Source organism: Moritella sp. Urea-trap-13 (assembly GCF_002836355.1).
In the GTDB taxonomy this organism is placed as follows: Bacteria; Pseudomonadota; Gammaproteobacteria; order Enterobacterales; family Moritellaceae; genus Moritella.
This window is the reverse complement of the sequence record NZ_PJCA01000030.1, coordinates 91,468-107,410: the sequence shown is the minus strand read 5'-3', so window position 1 is coordinate 107,410 and position 15,943 is coordinate 91,468. Positions and strand designations below refer to the sequence as shown.

General features: G+C 42.2%; 18 protein-coding genes. 14 read left to right on the top strand and 4 right to left on the bottom strand.

Annotated features, from left to right (window positions below):
* Positions 1-97: 97 nt before the first annotated feature.
* Together tsaA and rcsF are read right to left on the bottom strand one after the other, a co-directional pair.
* Positions 98-835 carry a tRNA (N6-threonylcarbamoyladenosine(37)-N6)-methyltransferase TrmO gene (gene tsaA / locus CXF93_RS07995; RefSeq protein WP_101061897.1) on the bottom strand — a complete coding sequence of 246 codons (738 nt, stop codon included), beginning with the start codon at positions 833-835 and terminating at the stop codon, positions 98-100.
* Positions 835-1,224, bottom strand: coding sequence for an Rcs stress response system protein RcsF (gene rcsF, locus CXF93_RS07990; RefSeq protein ID WP_101061896.1), 390 nt, complete (start codon positions 1,222-1,224; stop codon positions 835-837). Before rcsF ends, tsaA begins: the two co-directional genes overlap by 1 nt.
* Before the next feature lie 205 nt (positions 1,225-1,429).
* On the opposite strand from rcsF, the gene CXF93_RS07985 reads away from it, so the two are divergent.
* The 3 genes from CXF93_RS07985 to CXF93_RS07975 all read left to right on the top strand — a co-directional run bounded on the left by CXF93_RS07985 (position 1,430) and on the right by CXF93_RS07975 (position 3,873).
* A complete protein-coding gene (locus CXF93_RS07985) occupies positions 1,430-2,233 on the top strand; it encodes a transporter substrate-binding domain-containing protein (protein WP_101061895.1) in 804 nt (267 codons plus the stop codon).
* Positions 2,234-2,327: 94 nt separating this feature from the next.
* A complete protein-coding gene (locus CXF93_RS07980; RefSeq protein WP_101061894.1) occupies positions 2,328-2,678 on the top strand; it encodes a RidA family protein in 351 nt (116 codons plus the stop codon).
* Positions 2,679-2,982: 304 nt separating this feature from the next.
* Entirely contained in the window at positions 2,983-3,873 is an 891-nt protein-coding gene (locus tag CXF93_RS07975; protein ID WP_101061893.1) for a prenyltransferase, read from the top strand.
* A gap of 124 nt (positions 3,874-3,997) precedes the next feature.
* Here the strand turns inward: CXF93_RS07975 and CXF93_RS07970 are convergent, their stop codons facing one another.
* Positions 3,998-4,426 carry a tol-pal system YbgF family protein gene (locus tag CXF93_RS07970; RefSeq protein ID WP_101061892.1) on the bottom strand — a complete coding sequence of 143 codons (429 nt, stop codon included), beginning with the start codon at positions 4,424-4,426 and terminating at the stop codon, positions 3,998-4,000.
* 159 nt (positions 4,427-4,585) lie between these two features.
* Here CXF93_RS07970 and CXF93_RS07965 point away from each other — a divergent pair, with 159 nt between their 5' ends.
* Positions 4,586-5,980 (top strand): PhoH family protein, encoded by a 1,395-nt coding sequence (locus CXF93_RS07965; RefSeq protein WP_101061891.1) that lies wholly within the window; start codon positions 4,586-4,588, stop codon positions 5,978-5,980.
* Between the two features lie 191 nt (positions 5,981-6,171).
* Positions 6,172-6,432: a hypothetical protein gene (locus CXF93_RS07960; RefSeq protein WP_101061922.1), complete on the top strand. Its 261-nt coding sequence runs from the start codon at positions 6,172-6,174 to the stop codon at positions 6,430-6,432.
* 140 nt (positions 6,433-6,572) lie between these two features.
* Here the strand turns inward: CXF93_RS07960 and CXF93_RS07955 are convergent, their stop codons facing one another.
* On the bottom strand, positions 6,573-8,672 hold the full coding sequence (locus CXF93_RS07955; RefSeq protein ID WP_101061890.1) for an alkyl/aryl-sulfatase: 2,100 nt from the start codon (positions 8,670-8,672) through the stop codon (positions 6,573-6,575).
* Between the two features lie 242 nt (positions 8,673-8,914).
* Between CXF93_RS07955 and CXF93_RS07950 the strand changes: the two genes are divergently transcribed.
* From CXF93_RS07950 to CXF93_RS07910, 9 genes are all read left to right on the top strand, one after another.
* Positions 8,915-9,643 (top strand): PepSY-associated TM helix domain-containing protein, encoded by a 729-nt coding sequence (locus CXF93_RS07950; protein ID WP_232784145.1) that lies wholly within the window; start codon positions 8,915-8,917, stop codon positions 9,641-9,643.
* A 9-nt stretch (positions 9,644-9,652) separates the two neighbouring features.
* Entirely contained in the window at positions 9,653-10,198 is a 546-nt protein-coding gene (locus CXF93_RS07945) for a DUF2271 domain-containing protein (RefSeq protein WP_101061889.1), read from the top strand.
* Positions 10,199-10,215: 17 nt separating this feature from the next.
* Positions 10,216-11,052, top strand: coding sequence for a DUF4198 domain-containing protein (locus CXF93_RS07940; RefSeq protein WP_101061888.1), 837 nt, complete (start codon positions 10,216-10,218; stop codon positions 11,050-11,052).
* Positions 11,053-11,217: 165 nt separating this feature from the next.
* Positions 11,218-11,547: a hypothetical protein gene (locus tag CXF93_RS07935; protein WP_101061887.1), complete on the top strand. Its 330-nt coding sequence runs from the start codon at positions 11,218-11,220 to the stop codon at positions 11,545-11,547.
* The gene (locus CXF93_RS07930) at positions 11,544-12,197 is read left to right on the top strand and encodes a hypothetical protein (RefSeq protein ID WP_101061886.1); all 654 of its coding nucleotides are present in this window, start codon (positions 11,544-11,546) and stop codon (positions 12,195-12,197) included. Before CXF93_RS07935 ends, CXF93_RS07930 begins: the two co-directional genes overlap by 4 nt.
* Before the next feature lie 32 nt (positions 12,198-12,229).
* Complete coding sequence (locus CXF93_RS07925; RefSeq protein WP_101061885.1) at positions 12,230-13,243, top strand: metal ABC transporter solute-binding protein, Zn/Mn family; 1,014 nt, start codon at positions 12,230-12,232, stop codon at positions 13,241-13,243.
* 2 nt (positions 13,244-13,245) lie between these two features.
* On the top strand, positions 13,246-13,998 hold the full coding sequence (locus CXF93_RS07920; RefSeq protein ID WP_101061884.1) for a metal ABC transporter ATP-binding protein: 753 nt from the start codon (positions 13,246-13,248) through the stop codon (positions 13,996-13,998).
* Entirely contained in the window at positions 13,998-14,873 is an 876-nt protein-coding gene (locus CXF93_RS07915) for a metal ABC transporter permease (protein ID WP_017223454.1), read from the top strand. Before CXF93_RS07920 ends, CXF93_RS07915 begins: the two co-directional genes overlap by 1 nt.
* A gap of 6 nt (positions 14,874-14,879) precedes the next feature.
* Positions 14,880-15,764 (top strand): ABC transporter substrate-binding protein, encoded by an 885-nt coding sequence (locus tag CXF93_RS07910; RefSeq protein WP_101061883.1) that lies wholly within the window; start codon positions 14,880-14,882, stop codon positions 15,762-15,764.
* Positions 15,765-15,943 lie beyond the last annotated feature (179 nt).

Genomic DNA, 15,943 nt, shown 5'->3' with positions numbered 1-15,943 from the left:
TTTTGCAAGCATAGTGTTGAAATAAAAAGCCGATTGACTGCTATAAACAGTTAATCGGCTTTTTCGTATTCCAATTACACCTTCGCGAATCAGTCTGCTATTTTTGTGTCGATACGAGTGTTGTTGGAGTATCAGTTTTAATGACAGATACGACCGTGGTGATATCGCTTTCGACTACCCAACGTACGTTAAAGTCGTACAACTTAACTCCGTACTCTTGGCGTGTGGTTTTATTCTTTTTATAAGCAGGGCGTGGATCTTGAGCTAATACCTGCGCAATAAAGTCGCGTAATTCTGGGTGTTTTCTATGCTGCGCGGTAATTTGGGTTACCGCTTCATCGGCAAATAATACCGGCATATCTGCAATTGGAGCCGCACTGGCATAACCCGCTTGGGCATCCGCTAAACTATCGGCATAAGGCACATACGGTTTGATATCTAAAATGGGCGTGCCGTCGACCAAATCAATGCCGGATAAATTCAAAATACACTGATTATTTTTAATGCTGATGCCATCGAGTTTGGCTACCGATAAACCTAATGGATTCGGGCGAAATGTCGAACGGGTAGCAAAGACGCCCAAGCGTTCGTTACCACCTAAACGTGGCGGGCGTACGGTCGGGTTCCAACCTTTATCCATGGTTTCATGAAAAGCAAAAATCAGCCACACATGACTAAACTGTTCAATGCCGCGCAATGCATCCGCTTCATCATACGGCGGGCTTAAAATCAGTTGTGCTTTAGCAGCAGAAACCAAACCTGGTTGACGTGGTACAGCAAATTTTTCTTTATACGGGGTATGGATGATCCCAATAGTATCTAGTTCTAGTTTCATTATTGGCTATCGTCATTACTGCGAGTTAAAGGGGTTACTTTGATCGCATCGCCATAACACACATGACTGCTCAGGCAGGCTTTTGATGCGGGTGGTGCGATACATGAACGGATAATAATACCATTGGCATTGAGGGCTGCGGCTTTGCGCTTTGCAGCTATTTTCGCTTGTTGCTCTTCTGCTGGTGGCAGGTTGTCAGCCGTTTGACAGCTTTCGCCTTCGACTAAACCTAATTGTTCAACGCGGTCATTTTGCAGTGCACTGGTGGTGTAATACTCGACATCCGAAATAGCAAAGTAATCGGTAAAGTTGTCTTTATCTAGGTTTGTCTGTAGCGGGTATGTACTGCACCCGCTTAAGAGTATCGTCAGTAGTAATAAGTATTTCATGGCATGTCATCGAGTGAAATTATGCTGTAATTATAATTCTATCACTGACTTAAAGACATTTATTTTTAGCCTGATTTCCTGTCTAGGTTGCTTTGTTAGGGTGTTTATCAGTATTACAGATGAATAATTGCAGTTTTTACTAGATAGCTAGGGATTTATAGTCTTAACTTATATTGGATAAACGCAATATGAGGGAAGCAACACGATGACAAACACACGCTGTATGATCACGCTATTATGTTCACTAAGTTTAGCCAGTATTAGTCTATCTGCCCATTCTGGGATTGATAAAGTACGCCTCACCGCTGAAGAGCGTAATTATCTTACGAGTCGCGCGCCGATAAAACTTTGTATCGATCCTAATTGGATGCCTTATGAAGCGTGGGATCCTAAACTTGGTTACATTGGTATTGCGGCTGATTATGTTGCGGTATTTTCTCAGATGTTAGATGTTGAGTTTGAAGTACGAGAAACCAAGACTTGGCAGCAAAGCTTAGATGTTACCCGCAGTGGTGGCTGTGATGTACTGTCATTTATCAACCAAACCCCAAGGCGTTCGCAATGGCTAATTTTCACCGCGCCTTATGTTGAAGCTGAGGCGGCATTAGCGACCTTGAAAAACGTTTATGGTATCCGTAACTTAAAATCTCTGCGCGGTAAAACAGTGGCTGTCGTAGAAGGTTACGTGTATGAAGAATACTTACGTAACAACTACCCAAGAGTCATTGTTAGTCGTGTCGACAGTACCGACGATGCTTTACAGAAAACTGCCAATGGTGAGGTTGTCGCTACCATCGAATCCTTGTTTGTACTGCGTTATAAAATTGCCAAACTCGGGCTGAAGAATTTAACCGTATCGGGGCGTACTAAATACGTTAATCGCTATCGTTTCGGGGTGCGTAAAGATCAAGCTATGTTACGTAAGATATTAGATAAAGCGATAATGCAAATTGAGCCGAAAGTTGAAAACAAAATTTTACGAAAATGGAGCTTAGAGCATAACTATTGATTTTTAGCTAAAATTTATCCGTTATCCAAGGTAAACTAGTCGATTAACCCACAGGCTGGGTATTCATCTTGATATTTAACGAAGAGAATTTAGCATGATAGAACGTATGGAAACTAAACCAAGAATGAGCCGTATTGTAAAGCACAATGGCACTATCTACTTATGTGGCCAAGTATGCGCAGATGCAACGTATGGTATTAAAGAACAAACTGAAACTATGCTAGCAAAGGTAACTGAGTTATTAACGCAAGCAGGCAGTGATAAAAAACACATACTTTCAGCAACTATCTATATTAAAGACATGGCTGATTTTGCTGAAATGAACGCGGTGTGGGATGCGTGGGTACCAGCTGGCTATGCACCTGCACGCGCATGTGTACAAGCAAGTATGGCGCGTGAAGCGTTATTAGTTGAAATTTCTGTGGTAGCAGCTGAGATCGTATAAACGAGAATAGCGTGTACAGATGACATAAAGAACAGGCCTATATTGATGCTAATGAGTATTGGCCGTTCTTTTCATTTTTCCGTATTTCTATTATTTTTATATGCATTATTATTAGCTGCTATGATTTTGTATCACTTCAAGTCTGATTATCCTCACCTTTATTTCATAAAATACTCACTTCACAGTTTATTATTTTAATCTTGTCGACATTAGAATCCGTTGCATGTTTAGACTTAGATCAAATTTAGATTTTAGAATTACGCTAATATAGCTCCAAATGGGTATCTCTTGAGGCGGAATCGCTATGTTAGCGTTTAGATTTAAAACTGTGTTGCGATCGATAAACGTATCGTATTTATTATTAACCTTGGCGTGTGTGTTTTTAGGCTTTAGCGCGGTAATAGCAAATCATGGTGATGTGAACGGCTATGTATTAATTGCGGCGTGTATTGCGGCTTTTATTGGTCATGTGAGTATTTGTACATTCCATGAGTATTCAGATTTAAAAAATACTTGGGCATTTAAAGCCAACAGTAAAAAGCATCATGGCCATCCGCGTGCACGTGATCAAGTGAACTCTGCATTCTTGGCTGGTGTTATTGCTTTGGTCGCGAGCTTGTTGTGTGGTTTATTTTTGGTAATGCAATTTGGCTTAGGCATCTTGCCTGTGGGCATTGTCGGGCTCATGGTATTGCTCAGCTATAGCAGTATTATCAAGAAACACCCGATTTACTCATTACTTGCACCAGGTTTTGGTTTTGCATTATTAATCGCTTTAGCGACTGAGTTTGTGTTGGTCGGCCAATATACCCAGCTGGTTTGGGTGATTGCCTTGATCCCGTTCTTCTTGGTGAATAACTTATGGCTGTTGAACAATTATGGTGAGATGAATAAAGCGGCAATTGAGCAGAACGCGGAAGATTTTCCAATGGCGTATGGCATTAAGATCAGTAATTATGTCTATGCTGTATTTGCCACGTTAGCGACAGTATTGATTATTAGCTATGTAGTCATTGGCTATTTACCTGTATTGAGTTTGATTTCATTAATACCAATGCCGTTAGCATTTTATGCACTTTATGGTGGCATTAAATTTGGTCAGAATATTGCGCAGCAACCTAAGTTTTTACGTTCAAACTTAATTGCGACAGTCGCAACGCCGGTGTTATTGGGGTTAACGCTGATTTTAGATTAGATTAGATTGATCAGATAGGTCGTGCTTATTGTATTAAGTCGATAATGACCACCCGCACGCGTATTGATGTGGGTGGTATTCGTTAGCTATTAATCAATTTATGCATCAATTTATGAATAGTTGACTACGCAATTTGTGCGAATGCTAAGTATTTAGCATCGTCGTCACCGAAGATCTCTGCACCTTCTGCTTCGAATGCTTTTGCTAATTGTTCTTTAGCAGGTTCCATATTGCCTAGTTCAAAGTGTGCTTGACCTAAACGCAGGTGTAAATAAGGGTTTACTGCACCTTCAGGGCATAACATAGCAAAACCAGTCGCTTCTTCTAATGAAGCCCAGTCGCCTAGCATAAAGTGAGCATCACCTAACGCCGTTAGGATCCAGGTTGAAACGTTCCAATGGATCTTAGGTTCAGGAACAAGATCATAAGCTTGCATAAAGGTCTCGATTGCCGTTTCGTATTGTTCAGCTTCGAGTTGCCCTTCACCTTTCTCACAAATGATTTCAATTTTTTTAAATAGCGTAGGGTCAAGTGCTGTCTTGGTTGCTGTCATCTTATTTCCGTAATAAAAGCCTGATAGGGTCATCAGAGATATGTATTTTGTAAGTATATCGTATTGCAGCACATAAATTGTAAAAAAATGGCTAAAAATGAAATCAACGAGCTCAACGACTAAACTTGAAGAGTTAGTCGAACTTAATGAGGTGTTTCTATGGAAAGTACCAACAGTAAAGTTTTCATTCTCGATACCAATGTGTTGTTGCACGCCCCCTTGTCTATCTTCACCTTTCAAGAACATGATGTCATGATCCCCATGACTGTTTTAGAAGAGCTGGATAATATTAAAGATCGAGGAAGAGACGTCAGTCGTGATGCGCGTGTGGCTATTCGTGCGCTAGAAGATATTTTTTCAAATGCGACCCCCGAAGAAATAAGCCAAGGTGTGCCACTACAAAAAGTCGAAAGTAAAAATAAGTTGGGTAAGATCTCTATTTTTGCCGATCATAGTGTCATGAAGCAAGATGCTTTTTTTACTGATAACGAACCTGATAATCGCATTATCAACGCGGCGTTGTTTTTACAAGGCCAGTCAGAACGCGAAATTGTATTAGTGACCAAAGACATCAACATGCGCTTAAAAGCCAAAGGCGCAGGACTTAGGTACGTTGAAGATTATCGCTCTGATCAATTGATTGATGATATTAAATTTTTGGCCACTGGATTTCATAAATTCAGTGGTGATTTCTGGCAAGAGATTAGCGAATGCCACAGTGAAAGCATGAAAAGTGAAACCATGGGTTCTAAGACCATCCACACCGTCGAAACAGAACAGTTAAAAGACAGTTTTATTAACCAATATTTGATTGATGAAACCGATCACTTTGCGGCCCGTGTCGTTGGTAAAGATAAGGGCGAGATCAGCTTTGTTGATTTAGGCCGTGAACGTCTGATGTCGCAAAAAGCCTGGGGGATCCACCCAAAGAATATTTACCAAGGCATGGCGATGGAAGCGTTACTTAATCCGCACATCGATTTGGTGATCTTAACTGGACCTGCGGGCAGTGGTAAAACGATCTTAGCGATGGCAGCGGCGCTGGAACAAGTGATTGAACGGAAGATGTTTGATAAGATTATTGTCACTCGTAACACCCCAGAAATAGCCGAAAGTATTGGTTTTTTACCCGGTACCGAGGAAGAGAAAATGTTGCCTTGGTTAGCGGCGATCACCGATACCTTAGAGGTATTACATAAACACGATGAGTGCAAAGATGGCTCGGTGGAATATATTAAAGAAAAAGCCAATTTACAGTTTAAATCGGTTAACTTTATGCGTGGACGTTCAATTCAAAATGCCTTTGTATTATTGGATGAGTGTCAGAATCTCACTGCTGCGCAACTGAAAACCATTATTACTCGTTGTGGTGAAGGCACCAAGATTGTCTGCTCGGGTAATCTATCGCAAATTGATAGCAGTTATTTAACCGCGGTCACCTCGGGTCTTACCTATGTGGTGGAGCGTTTTAAAAACTTTGATGGTAGCGCTAATGTGTTCTTAAAAGGTGTGCAACGTAGCCGTCTGGCATCCTTCGCTGAACATAATATGTAGTTCATTATATAAAAGACGATGTCATACATTTATCCATAAATCGTCAATAGTACTAAGCACAGCCGATGTCTAAATTAGCTGTGCTTTTTTGTCTAACAAATTGATTATCTGTTTTTTTATTATTTATACTATGATGGTATTAATACGTCTCACTAATGGCATGACTAATGGCATGACTAATGGATCCGATTATGCGAATGAAACTACTAACCCCTTTACTATGTCTAGGTATAACAGCATGCAGTGCCACACAACCTGAAGTAATAGGTGGCGATCGTGATGCTCATGGTTGCTTGCCTGCTGCTGGGTACTTGTGGTGTGAACGCACGCAAACCTGTGAACGATCATGGGAGCTTGCTGATGCCGCCAAGATTGAACATAGTGAAGCTGAAGTTGAGGCCTACTGCGAGATCATTGATAGTGATTTGATTCATAATGAAGAAGAATGGTAAGCCGCTGGTTATAACGTATGTTGTGAATCATTTTAACGAAATAAGAATAAAGAATAAAGAATGGAGAACATAGTGTTCTCCATTTTTAGTTAAGTATTATCAGTTAAAGTTTGTTAAAGCGTTGCATTCACTTTAAAGCATTAGATACCGTCCGTGCGCCCCATTTCAGGTTGTGCGAAAGTTACCTTGGTTGCTGCTGGCGTCGGCGCAGCTGTTCCTGGCATCATCTCGAAAGTCGGGGTGAAGTTGATTAGCATTGCTTTAAGTTGATTGAGTAGCTTGATATCACCTTGATGCTGCACTTTTCCCGCTGCTATTTGTTCATCAAAGGTTTTTACACCCATCATAATAGGCTCAAGGTCGCTACGATTTAATGTCAGGGTTAAATTGGCTTCTTTAGCTTGTATCCCTTTGATATTAGTCAGTGTCGAGTTACTTAGTTCGACAATAAACTCTTCCTTAATATCCGGTAGTCTCAAGTTTATGGTGAAGGACTTGCCATCGGCTTTTTCGCTATCTAAACGTATGCCTAAGAAGTCTAACCAAAGTTCTGTCGCCATTGCTTTGGTGGTATCTGGTCCAGCTGTTTTCGGTATCGAACCTTGCGGGATGTTATTACGCAGTTCGTAGGCGGCGGCAAGGAAGCTGTTCCGTACACTCGGGCTTTCTTGTTGATAACCGATTTGTTCGAATGTGTCTGCGAGTAAATCTTTGCCCTGTTGATTATCCGGCTCACCGTAGACTAACTTGTTGAGGATCTCTTGTGCCATTCGATATTTACCTTGGTCGTATAGCGACTGGCCTTTGGCGATGATCTTTTCTGCGCCGCCCATCATTTCAACATAAAGTGGTCCCGAATCTCGTGGTGATAAAGGGATCAATGTCGCGGGGTTACCATCCCAATAACCCAAATAACGATTGATAACGGCGCGGCTATTGTGTTGCTCTGAACCGTGATAACTGTGTGCAGCCCATTTTTGTTGCAAGCTCTTCGGTGGTTTGTATTGATTATGGACTTCGTTAACCGTCACGCCTTGGTTAGCAAGGTGCAGTACTTCGTTGTTTAAGTTGGCGTATATATCACGTTGGGTGCGCATGATTTCTTGTACTCTGTCATTGTTCCAACGCGGCCAACTGTGCGAAGCAAACATCACATCGGCTTCTTGGCCATAGCGATACAATGCGTTATTAATTTGTTTTGACCATTCCAGTGCATCACGTACTAGCGCGCCCCGTAAGGTATAAATATTGTGTACTGTCCCGGTGATGTTTTCCGCCGCCCAGAATGCTTTTAGTTCGGGGAAATAGGTATTCATTTCTGATGGTGCTTCTGTGCCTGGGGTATTTTGGAATTCCATCTTTATACCGTCGATGGTCATCTCTGTGAAGTCACCGGTAATGGTGGTATTGGGGGCGATTAAACCCAGATTACCTGCAGCGGTATTCTTACCAATAGATTGATCAACGTGACCAAATGGACTGCGAGGCAATAATACCCCATATTGGAAAAACATACGGCGGTTCATCGCGTTACCCGCATAGACATTTTCTGAAACAGCGTGTTCCATGAAGCCTTCGGGGGCAATGACTTTTACTTTACCTGATTTAACATCGGCTTCATCGACGACACCGCGAACGCCACCATAGTGATCGGCATGAGAGTGAGAGTAAACCACGGCAACCACTGGGCGCTCACCGAGTTGCTCATTAACAAATTCTAACGCGGCTTGCGCAGTCTCTTTGGCGGTGAGGGGATCAAAGACAATCCAACCAGTATCACCTTTAATAAAAGTGATATTGGCAAGGTCAAAGCCACGTACTTGATATATCTTATCTGGGAGTACTTCATAGAGACCATAAGCCATATTTAAAATAGCTTGGCGTTGTAGCGAAGGATGAATACTGTCGAAGTCTTTACCCTCTTCAAGTAGCCATTCATAACTGCCCATATCCCACGCTACATGCCCAGCTTCCGCCATAATTTGTTTATATTTAGGCGCAGCAATAAAGCCTCTTTTGGCTTCTTCAAAATCTTGTTTATCAGTAAAAGGTAAGGTCTTTTGGTTTTTAACCCATATCGCTTTGGTAAATTCAGATGGGTATTTACCTTTTTCATCGAAATGTTTTCCGTCTTTAGCTCCGGCATCAGATAAGACACCACCACCGCCTGCTGCTATCGCGAAGTACGATGAGCATGAAAGTGTTAATGCAATGAGGTAACTGAGTTTATTTTTCTTCATTGTTATCATCCTTGGTTGCTTAATCTCGAGAGTCGACGCAATTAAGCATAGGCAACACGATGAAATATAGGCAACTTTGATAACAATATTCAGAATATAAAAATGTCAATAACATGACTTGAATAGCGATATAACCGTATTGGCTTCGTTAACGTAAATAATGTAAATTAAATGCCAATGAAAACGATTATCAATTACATTGGCTGTACTTTAATCCCATAAGCAGCAGTGTTATTACGATCATGTCTTCTATCAGTCAACAACTTCACCAGACTCTTGATCAGGCACCCAATCAGAAACAGGCAAGATCGAAATACCAAACTGAGGCGGCAAAAAACAAAACCTTTCTAAAGAATAAACAAGTGCAAGTATGGGCGCGTCGTCTGCATATCTATATTTCGATGGCGTTATTGCTGGTGGTATTATTTTTTTCGATTACCGGTATTACCTTAAACCGTCCTAGCCTGTTTGTTAGCAGTCAGGCTGATGTTGAAGAAACCATTCTTAGCTTACCTCAAGCCTTATTCAGCGATGCCAATGGCGCCGTTGCTGTCAATAAACCCGGTATCGTTACTTACCTGACCGAGCACGCTAACCTTTCTGGCCAACCTTCTGCCTTAGATGTTTTTACTGAAATTGAAGATGGTGAGCTAATCGAAGGTGAGATCGCTATGGATTACAAAGGCCCTGGTTATAACGTCGCTGTATTTATTGACATGACGACCACTGAAGCGGTTATTGAAAAGACCCATTACGGTGTTATCGCGGTATTAAACGATCTACATAAAGGGCGTAATAGCGGGGATGTATGGAAATTGTTTATCGATATTACCGCGCTGTTGATGGTGTTCTTTGTATTAACTGGCGTGTGCTTATTAGTACCAAAAAAGAAAACCTTCGCAACCTCATTAAAATGGACCTTGTTTGGTTCGCTCGTTACTTTGGCTATTTTTGTCGTGGCCGTTCCTTAAGGATCTTGTATGACTTTGTTATTTAAACGTCTTGGTCAGTGTATTGCACTATGCCTTGCATTATTAAGCTGCCTGTTCATTCCGACTTTTTCGGCAAGTGCTGCGCCAATCCCTGCGACTGCTGAACTCGCGGTTGAATTTAGCTTACCTAAGATTGATTCATCTATGTATGCACGTCCTTATGTGGCGGTATGGATCGAAAATTCGAAACGTAAATCAGTGCGTACAGTAGAGCTATGGGTTGGTAAAGATGAATGGCTAAAGGATTTACGTAGCTGGTGGCGCAAAGTCGGTCGTTATGATCGTGCATTGGTTGACGGCGTTACATCTGCAACACGTCCAGCCGGTGATTACCGTTTCACCTGGGATGGTTTAGATAATGATGGTAATAGCGTTGAAGCGGGTAATTATACATTTTATGTTGAAGTGGTACGTGAACACGGCGGTCGTAATTTCATCCGCCAAAAAATGACGTTAGCTGACAAGCCATTTAGTCACAGTATTGCGCCGACTGAAGAAACGGGCGATATCCGCATCAACTACCTCATTAAATAATATAGCGAGTAAAGATAATGTCTAAAATAAAAAAGTTAAAAGTATTAGGTTTAGCCTGCACCGTTATCGCAGGACTAGCTGCTACAACAACGGCTAACGCCCATCCACGTTGGGTATTGCCATCGCACTTTACTGTATCGAAGGAAGGCGGAGATTGGTTAACGTTTGATGTAACGGCATCACACGGTACCTTCGTGTTTGATAAACCTGCAGGCAGTGAATTTGCCCAAGTGATCATGCCGGATGGTCGTAAAGAACGCCCTAACTTTGTGATCCGCGGTAAACGTCGTTCTATCTTTGACTTCTACTTTGAAGAAGAAGGCACGCACAAGGTTGCTATTAACAATGTACCGTCTTACTACACGGCTTATAAAGCGGGTCGTCGCGATACCGTTAAATATGTAAAAGCTAACAAAGCTGAACGTGCAAAGCTACTGCCAGAGAAAGTGCGCGATGTCAGCACACAATTAAGCTACACCCGCGCAGAAAGTTATGTGACGGTTGGTATGCCAACAGAAAAAGCATTAGAAATCGAAGGTCAATACCTTGAAATGCGTCCACTGACTCACCCATCAGATATTGTTGAAGGCGAAGAGGTTAGCTTCCAGTTCTTCTTTAACGGTGAACCGCAAGCGGGCGTTATTGCTGATATTACCCGTGAAGGTACGCTATACCGCAACCATCAAGAGCAAATTAACGTAGAGAGTGACAAGAACGGTAAAGTAACATTTACGCCGAATGTTGCAGGTCGTTACTTGATGAAAGCTAACTATAAAGGTGAATTGAAAAATGATCCTATGGCTGACAAAGCAAATGTGAACGTGCACTTTACGTTTGAAGCGTTACTACAATAATCTTTCACGTTATTGCCAGTTAGTCAGTTTATAGCCTGTAATCGATACGATCTGATTACAGGCTTTTGCTTTTCATTACTTACTTATTTATCGATTAGCCATGAGTTATTAATAGAAAATTATTAATAGGGAATTGTTAATTTCGAATTGTTAATTGAGGTTTCCATGACAAAAATGCCAATCAAGCCAACGGTTTTAGCACTTTCATTAATGACGGGTTTATTTTCTGGTGCGGCAAGTGCCCATTTTCCACTAATGAGTTGCTGGTTCGAGTCTGAAAAAGTGGTTTGCGAAGCAGGCTATAGTGATGCCAGCACCGCAGTAGATTACGCTGTAAATATGTATGACTACGATGATAACTTAATTGCCAAAGGCGTGACTGATAAGCGTTCAATTGCTGAGTTTAGCAAGCCAGACACTGATTTCTATTTAGTATTCGATGCCGGTCATGAAAATCCAGTTGAAGTTGACGTTGTTGAGATTAGCGAAAAATGATCAGTCAATCAGTTCATCCAGATGATGGCGGGCGTGAAGGTAAATGGGTGGCATTAATCATCATTGCCATTCTTGCAACAGCAGCACTGCTGTTACCTTATCACCAAACTGCATCGAGCGAAAAACAGCTCGCGAGTCATCAAATATCGATTAAAGACCTACCCACTGTAGAACTGGCGATGATCGGCGAATTACGCTTAGCGCATGAAGAGATCCGTAACATCCATCAAGACCGTATTGAGTTTGAACATGTCGAATTAGAAAGTATTGAGTTTACAAATCCCGACTTAGAAAGTGCGGATGCTTGGCCAGATATGACTGAATTAGATGAGTTGTGGTTAGCGCCATTTATCATAGATAAAAGCTGGGAACGTAAGGGTAAGCATGCGTGGCGTAAAGTTGCTCCGGCGCTATATCAAGGCATTCCAGCGCTAACAACGGGTAGCGTTGCGGTGATATTGAATAGCCAAGCTGCAAGACCTGATGTGTGGTTAGCATTAGATATGCAGAAGCCTGCGCCAATGATGGGCAGCACGCTTAATACTGCCGAGCTTATCAGTGCAGGTTGGAAGCAAGTTGTATTTACGGGTGATGCTATTTCTGGTGTAGAGCAGGCTAATGTAGAGCATACAGATACAGACAGTCACTAACGCGTAACGCCAGTTAATAATGGAACGTAGCTATGTTAATTACAAGAATGCCAATTACAAGAATGAAAAATAAAACAATGAAAAATTTAATCGTCGCTGTTACTACAAGTGCTGTGCTGCTAATGAGCGTCGCTGCTCAAGCTGCAGAAAAACTCACTATCGGTATAACCCTACAACCTTATTACAGCTATGTGAAAGCGGTCGTGGGTGATAAAGCGAATGTACTGCCACTGGTCGATGAAGGTTTTAACCCGCACAACTACCAACCACAACCAAATGATTTACGTCGCCTTAAACAGATGGATGTGATCGTGGTGAACGGTATTGGTCATGATGACTTTGCCTTGAAAGTGATTAAAGCGGCAAACCGTGATGATCTTGTGGTGATCCAAGCCAATAAAGATGTGCCGTTATTACCAGCGATAGGTCAATCTGTTGGTGAAGGCGCAGTAAACCCACATACGTTTGTGGGTCTATCAACGACTATTCAAAAGGTCTACACCATCGCTACTGAACTATCCAAGATTGATCCTGATAACGCCCGTACTTACCGTAACAATGCGCGTAAATATGCGACTGAATTCCGCAAAATGAAACGCCAAGCGATGCTGACTTTAGGTGACCTAGATACCTCGGGCATGCTGGTGGCCACAACGCATAATGCGTACGGTTATATTCTGCAAGAGTTTGGCGTCGATGTTGCGGCGGTCATTGAACCTGCTCACGGTGTTGAGCCAAGCGCAAGTCAGTTACAAGAAACTATCGAGAAGATCCGCGCGTCGAAGATTGATGTGTTGTTTTACGAGTTAAACATGCCCAGCCGTTATGTTGAAACGATTGAAGCGGCGACAGGTGTAGAACTTTACCGTTTCTCACACATGACTCATGGCGCGTATGAAGAAAGTAAAGTGGCTGTTGAAATGAAAAGTAACCTTGATACCTTAGTTGAAGCAATGAAGTTTGCAGCGAAACGTTCATCGGCAGATGCAGCTGCAACGACTAATACCGCTATTAATACAGTTACCAATATCAAGCAAGGAAGTTAATCGTGGGTCCTGCAATTCGTTTACAAAATGTTGGTTTGCAATACGGTGATAATGTCATTTTAGAAGACATTTCACATTATTTAGAAGCAGGCCAATGCCATGTGATCATGGGACCCAATGGTGGTGGTAAAACATCGTTATTACGTTCTATTTTAGGCTTAACACCTTTCACGGGTAATATTGATATTCAATGGCCTGAACATAAAGGCAATATCGGTTATGTGCCGCAAAAGGCGACGTTTGAGTCGAGCTTACCGTTTACGGTGATGGATTTTATTCTGTTAAATCAGAGTCGTAATCCGCTGTTTTGGCGCAAGCGTAAAAAAGAACAAGATCATGCGTTAGCGCAATTAGATCGCGTTGGCATGGCGAACCGTACTGATCGCCGTATGGGACAGTTATCAGGTGGTGAACAACAAAGGGTGTTATTCGCGCAGTCATTATTGGATAACCCCGATCTATTAGTTCTTGATGAACCAACAACGGGGATGGATGAACAAGGCGTACGTTACCTTGAGTCGTTAATTCATGAATTAGTGCGTGAAAATAAGACCATATTAGCTGTGCATCATGACGTCAGTGCAGTGCGCCGTTTAGATGGTCAAGTGCATGTGGTTAATCGTCAGTTAGTTGATTCAGGACCCGTATCTGAGGTATTACGCGCAGACAAGATCGAGCGTTTATTCAATCATTATACTGGTGGTAATGTATCTGTTAGTGCATCAAGCGTTAACCCTGCACAAGGAGTTAAATAATGGATACTATCCGTCATTGGGCACAACTGGGTGTGGATGCTGGTTGGTTGAGTGAGAGTTTCTCTTATTCGTTTATGGTGAATGCGGTTGTTGCTGCCATCTTGCTTGGTCCGCTATTAGGTGGCCTTGGTACTTTGGTGATCGCCAAGCGTTTAGCGTTCTTTTCTGAAGCGGTTGGCCACGCGGCATTAACGGGTATTGCCTTAGGTGTATTACTGGGTGAACCTGCAGAAAACCCGATTATTGGTTTATTCAGTTTCTGCATGATCTTCGCATTGCTACTGCATTTTGTACGTAACCGTACCAATGTACCTTACGATACTTTGGTGGGCGTTTTCCTTGCCTTTGCATTGGCGGTCGGTGCGGCGTTACTCATGTATGTGGCGCGTAAGATTAACATTCACATGTTAGAGAATGTATTGTTTGGTTCGATCTTAACGATCACTGATTATGACCTGTTGATCTTGGCTGTGACCTGTGGGGTTATTTTACTGGTATTGATACCGACCTTTAACCGTATTTTGTTAACTTGCATTAGCCCTGACATTGCCAAAGTACGTGGTTACGCGACGAACTTTTATGACTACTTATTTGTCATGATGATCACGTTGGTGACGATTGCATCGGTGAAGATTGTCGGTGCGGTGTTAGTGGGCGCCTTGTTATTGATCCCGGGTGCAACAGCACGTTTGTTAACCAAAAATATGGGCAGCTTTGTACTGATGTCGGCATTATTAGCGACGATAAGTTGTTTGATTGGTACTATTTTACCAATGGAATTAAAACTACCAATCCCTTCTGGCGCGGCGATCATTATTGTATCGACGAGCTTCTTCTTAACGGCAACCTGCTACCGCATTGTGCGTAAAGGATAATTGATTATGACTTCTTCATTATTAAGCGTTAGCGCGGCAGTATTATTGCTGACATCAACATTGGGCTTTAGCCAAAAGGTGAGCGCGGCAGACATTCTTACCGCGACGCCTGTGACTTATATGTTAGCGACTGAGTTAACCAAAGGCACGGATATTACCACCCAGTACTTACCGCCAAAGCGTTACGGCATATTGCGTTTGCCGAACTGGTTTAGTTCGAAAGGTGCGGCGTTAACAGAAAAAGTGGCAATTGATGCGCAAGTAGCAATTACCTTAGGTGCTGTGTGGCCACTAGACCCATTATTTGTGCATGCCCGTAAAGGTAACATTCGGATGATCGAAGTGGATGCGTCACAAGCTATTTCACCACGTGCACAAGGGGTTGCAGCGCTGCGTTTAGACGATGGCAGTATCTCTCCCTACACTTGGCTTAATCCGACTAACTTGACCCGTATGACCGCGATTGTGAGTCAAGATTTGCAACAAGTATGGCCACAGCAAGCGGCTGTAATTGCCAGTAATCAACAAGCTTTGATGATGTCGGTGCGTCATTTGATTAACCAGCAGCAAGCTATGTTGTTAGACAATGAAATTGACTCTGTGGTGTTGTTATCAACAGAGCTAGAAGACTTTGCCTCGGGTAATCAGTTGTTTGTGGTTGAGCGTTTAACTAAACCTGAACTAGAATGGACGGCAGAAGATAAACTGGAATTGGTTGAGCTATTAACTGAAGACGATAGTTTATGGATCTTGACCTCGAAAAGAGCCAGTAAACAGCTTAAAGCATTAGTACCAAACCCGGCACGTATTTTAACCATTGATAGTATCGATCGCTGGGGTCGTGGAATTGAAGCTGATAAGCCATTACAACGCTGGCAGTTAGCGCTTTAACAAGTGGTTTAATGCGTAAAGCATTCGGCGGTATTATAAATAAAAGTCCTATGTCATTATTACTATTTTAGTAAGAAGACATGAGGATTTTTTGCTCTGAGTCTGTGTGCATTTCGGATATTCTGTTTAACTTGTGCCTAGTAGTAGGTATAATGTCCATAGCTTAAATGAGGAAATAT

Bases quoted from the DNA above. Each gene is read 5' to 3' on its own strand.
- CXF93_RS07925 (WP_101061885.1), top strand. From the start codon at position 12,230: ATGTTAATTACAAGAATGCCAATTACAAGAATGAAAAATAAAACAATG.
- CXF93_RS07985 (WP_101061895.1), top strand. From the start codon at position 1,430: ATGACAAACACACGCTGTATGATCACGCTATTATGTTCACTAAGTTTA.
- CXF93_RS07910 (WP_101061883.1), top strand. From the start codon at position 14,880: ATGACTTCTTCATTATTAAGCGTTAGCGCGGCAGTATTATTGCTGACA.
- CXF93_RS07960 (WP_101061922.1), top strand. From the start codon at position 6,172: ATGCGAATGAAACTACTAACCCCTTTACTATGTCTAGGTATAACAGCA.
- CXF93_RS07970 (WP_101061892.1), bottom strand. From the start codon at position 4,426: ATGACAGCAACCAAGACAGCACTTGACCCTACGCTATTTAAAAAAATT.
- CXF93_RS07965 (WP_101061891.1), top strand. From the start codon at position 4,586: ATGGAAAGTACCAACAGTAAAGTTTTCATTCTCGATACCAATGTGTTG.
- CXF93_RS07940 (WP_101061888.1), top strand. From the start codon at position 10,216: ATGTCTAAAATAAAAAAGTTAAAAGTATTAGGTTTAGCCTGCACCGTT.
- CXF93_RS07975 (WP_101061893.1), top strand. From the start codon at position 2,983: ATGTTAGCGTTTAGATTTAAAACTGTGTTGCGATCGATAAACGTATCG.
- CXF93_RS07935 (WP_101061887.1), top strand. From the start codon at position 11,218: ATGACAAAAATGCCAATCAAGCCAACGGTTTTAGCACTTTCATTAATG.
- rcsF (WP_101061896.1), bottom strand. From the start codon at position 1,224: ATGAAATACTTATTACTACTGACGATACTCTTAAGCGGGTGCAGTACA.
- tsaA (WP_101061897.1), bottom strand. From the start codon at position 835: ATGAAACTAGAACTAGATACTATTGGGATCATCCATACCCCGTATAAA.
- CXF93_RS07945 (WP_101061889.1), top strand. From the start codon at position 9,653: ATGACTTTGTTATTTAAACGTCTTGGTCAGTGTATTGCACTATGCCTT.
- CXF93_RS07950 (WP_232784145.1), top strand. From the start codon at position 8,915: ATGTCTTCTATCAGTCAACAACTTCACCAGACTCTTGATCAGGCACCC.
- CXF93_RS07915 (WP_017223454.1), top strand. From the start codon at position 13,998: ATGGATACTATCCGTCATTGGGCACAACTGGGTGTGGATGCTGGTTGG.
- CXF93_RS07930 (WP_101061886.1), top strand. From the start codon at position 11,544: ATGATCAGTCAATCAGTTCATCCAGATGATGGCGGGCGTGAAGGTAAA.
- CXF93_RS07955 (WP_101061890.1), bottom strand. From the start codon at position 8,672: ATGAAGAAAAATAAACTCAGTTACCTCATTGCATTAACACTTTCATGC.
- CXF93_RS07980 (WP_101061894.1), top strand. From the start codon at position 2,328: ATGATAGAACGTATGGAAACTAAACCAAGAATGAGCCGTATTGTAAAG.